This window comes from Falsiroseomonas sp. RANM36, assembly GCF_056682175.1.
The window spans coordinates 1,036,944-1,040,519 of record NZ_JBWXTD010000003.1 but is presented as its reverse complement, the minus strand read 5'-3'; the positions used below and the strand labels follow the sequence as shown (position 1 = coordinate 1,040,519).

2 protein-coding genes are annotated in these 3,576 nt (G+C 70.3%); both read right to left on the bottom strand.

Annotation, left to right across the window (positions count from 1 at the left end):
- A partial coding sequence (gene lptE, locus AC1MIR_RS09775) for an LPS assembly lipoprotein LptE (protein WP_480027978.1) occupies nt 1-665 on the bottom strand: 665 nt, incomplete at its 3' end.
- 4 nt (nt 666-669) lie between these two features.
- A complete protein-coding gene (leuS, locus tag AC1MIR_RS09770; RefSeq protein WP_480027977.1) occupies nt 670-3,306 on the bottom strand; it encodes a leucine--tRNA ligase in 2,637 nt (878 codons plus the stop codon).
- Nucleotides 3,307-3,576 lie beyond the last annotated feature (270 nt).

Below are 3,576 nucleotides of genomic sequence, written 5' to 3'. Positions count from 1 at the left end.
GGGACGCCGGCGCCCGGCGGCAGGATCACGCTCGGGTCGGAGGGCGCGGCCGGCTGCGGCACCGGCTCGATCAGCCGCGGCGCGACGCCCTCCCGCAGGCCGCGGAAATTGATCGCGACCCGCATGATCACCTCATTGGCCAGCAACTCGGCAAGCCGCCGTTCCATCGCATCGCGACTCATGTCGGCTGCGAAATATTGGGCCGGTTGGATGTTGTAGTCATCCATCGCCCGCTCGAAGCCGTTCGCCACCGTCTCCCGCGGTGTCAGCCGCAGCAGTGCCCAGTTGGCGGTCGCGACGAAGCGCACCCGCGTCGCCGCGCCGTCCGGCTGGATCCCGAGGCCCTCGCCGGAAAAGCTCGGGCTGACCACCAGGTCCCAGCGCGCCGGCCGCACCATGTTGCCGCTGGCCGTGGAGATCCGCTCCTGCAGGTTGCGCCGCAGCAACTGCCCGAAACGCTCCGGGATCAGCGGCACGCGGATCGCGCCCATCTCCTGCGCGACCGAGGGATCGCCCGACCCGACACCGCCGCCAGGGCCATAGACCGGACGGAAGCCGCAGGCGGCGAGCGTCAGCGGCGCCAGGCCGACAAGGCCGCGCAGCAGGCGCCGCCTTGCGGTGACCTCGCCCTGTCCTGCCGCCCCGCCCACGCCGACGCCCTCCATCCGCTCAGATCACCAGGTTCACGACGCGCCCCGGCACATGGATGCGCTTCCTCACCGGCTTGCCGGCGAGCGCACGCTGCACGTTCTCCTCGGCCTCCGCCAGGGCGAAGATCTCCGCTTCCGGCGCGCCCACCGCCACCTCGATCGTCGCCCGCAGCTTCCCGAGCACCTGCACGGCGAGCGTGACGGTCTCGGCCTTCAGCAGTTCGGGATCGGCCTCGGGCCAGTCCATCTCGGCGACCAGCTTGGCATCGCCTGGACAAAGCACCGAAAAAACCTCCTCGGCGAGGTGCGGCATCATCGGCGCGACGAGGCGCGCCAGCGTCTCCAGCGCCTCCCGCCGGGCGGCGCCCATCCCTTCGGCGCCGGCGGCGGCATCGGTCTCGGCGATGGCGTTGGCGAATTCGTGGATCCGCGCCACCGCGACGTTGAAGGCGAAGCTCTCGAGCGATTCGGTCACCGCGGCGATGGTGCGATGCGTCGCCTGGCGCAGCTTGCGTGCAGGGCCCGAGGCCTCGGCCGGCGAGGTGCCGGGCGGCGGCAGCGACGGCGCGGCCTGCGTCGCCAGGCGCCAGATGCGCTGGGTGAAGCGGAAGGCGCCCGCGACGCCCGCCTCGGTCCACTCCATGTCGCGCTCGGGCGGGTTGTCCGAGAGGATGAACCAGCGCGCGGTGTCCGCCCCGAACTTCGCGATGATCGCGCCGGGATCCACCGTGTTGCGCTTGGACTTCGACATCGCCTCCACGCGGCCGATGGCCACGGGCTCGTTCGTGCCCTTCACCGCGGCGCTGCGCGTGCCGTCGGCCGCGACCGAGAACTCCACCTCCTCGGGATAGAGCCAGCGCCCGTCGGCGCCCTTGTAGCTCTCGTGCTGCACCATTCCCTGGGTGAAGAGCCCGGCGAAGGGTTCCTCGCACGCCAGGTGTCCGGTCGCCTTCATCGCGCGGGTGAAGAACCGGCTGTAGAGCAGGTGCAGGATCGCGTGCTCGATGCCGCCGATGTACTGGTCCACCGGCAGCCACGCATCCACCGCCCCGCGCGTCACCGGCTCCGCGGCCTGCGGCGAGCAGAACCGGGCAAAGTACCAGGAGCTGTCCACGAAGGTGTCGCAGGTATCGGTCTCGCGCGTGGCGGGCCTGCCGCAGGACGGGCAGGCGACGTGCTTCCAGGTCGGGTGGTGGTCCAGCGGGTTGCCGGGGCGCGAGAAATCCACGTCCTCCGGCAGCACCACCGGCAACTGGTCCTCGGGCACCGGCACGGCGCCGCAGGCCTCGCAATGGATCACCGGGATCGGGCAGCCCCAGTAGCGCTGGCGGGAGATGCCCCAATCGCGCAGGCGCCAGTTCACCACGCCCACGCCCTGGCCGCCTTCCTCCAGCTTCTCGATGACGCGGCGCTTGGCCGCCGGCACGTCGAGCCCGTTCAGGAAGCCCGAATTGAAGATCTTGCCGTCGTCCGTGTAGGCGACATCGCCGAGCGTGAAGGTCGCGGGATCCTCGCCCGGCGGCAGCACCACGGGCAGCACGGTCAGGCCATACTTGCGCGCGAAATCCATGTCGCGCTGGTCGTGGCCCGGGCAGCCGAAGATCGCGCCGGTGCCGTATTCCATCAGCACGAAATTGGCGATCCAGACCGGGAAGGACACGCCCGGCAGGAAGGGATGCGCCACGCGGAAGCCGGTGTCGTAGCCACGTTTTTCGGCTTGTTCGATCGCCGCTTCGCTGGTGCCCATGCGCCGGCATTCGGCAACGAATTTTTCGGCCTCGGGATCGCGCGCGGCCGCTGCCGCGGCCAGCGGATGCTCGGCCGCAACCGCGAGGAACGACATCCCGAACAGCGTGTCCGGGCGCGTCGTGAAGACCTCGACCTCCTCCGTCCCGGCGGCCGTGGCGTCGGTCAGCCGGAAGCGCACCCGCGCGCCCTCGCTGCGGCCGATCCAGTTGGCCTGCATCAGCTTCACGCGCTCCGGCCAGCGGTCCAGCGTGTCCAGCGCCGCCAGCAGGTCAGGCGCATACTTCGTGATGCTCAAAAACCACTGGCTGAGCTTCTTCTTCTCCACGAGCGCGCCGGAGCGCCAGCCGCGGCCGTCGATCACCTGCTCGTTGGCCAGCACCGTGCCGTCCACCGGGTCCCAGTTGACCCAGCTTTCCTTCCGCTCGACCAGGCCGGCCTTCCAGAAATCGAGGAACAGCTTCTGCTGCTTGCCGTAATAGGCGGGGTCGCAGGTGGCGAATTCCCGCGACCATTCCAGCGAAAGCCCCATGCGCTGCAGCTCGGCCCGCATGTTGGCGATGTTGTCCCAGGTCCACTTCCCGGGATGGATGCCGCGTTCACGCGCCGCGTTCTCCGCCGGCAGGCCGAAGGCATCCCAGCCCATCGGATGCATCACCAGATGCCCGCGCGCCCGCTTGTAGCGCGCCACCACATCGCCCAGCGTGTAGTTGCGCACATGCCCCATGTGGATCTTCCCCGAGGGGTAGGGGAACATCTCCAGGACATAGTATTTCTTCGCATCGGCCGGCGGCACGTCGGGCACGGCGAAGCAGTCACGGCGGCCCCATTCGGCCTGCCAGCGCGGCTCGGCGGCGGCGAAGTCGTAGCGCGGCGGGTCTTTCGGCGAGGGCGTGGCGGCGTCGTTCATGGTGTCGCGGCAATCGGCAGGATCGGCCGCCAGGGATAGAGCCCGGCGACGCGACTGGAAAGGCCGCAGCGCCGCGGTGTTGACCGCTGGGCGGGCCGATTCAGACCTGCGGGCCGTGCGGCCCTTCGGTCATCGGGCCGCGTTGCATGTCCGCGGGCCGATTCAGACCTGCGGGCCTTGCGGCCCTCCGGTCATCGGGCCGCGTTGCATGTCGCGGGCCGATTCAGACCTGCGGGCCGTGCGGCCCTTCGGTCATCGGGCCGCTAGCGG

Bases quoted from the DNA above. Each gene is read 5' to 3' on its own strand.
- leuS (WP_480027977.1), bottom strand. From the start codon at position 3,306: ATGAACGACGCCGCCACGCCCTCGCCGAAAGACCCGCCGCGCTACGAC.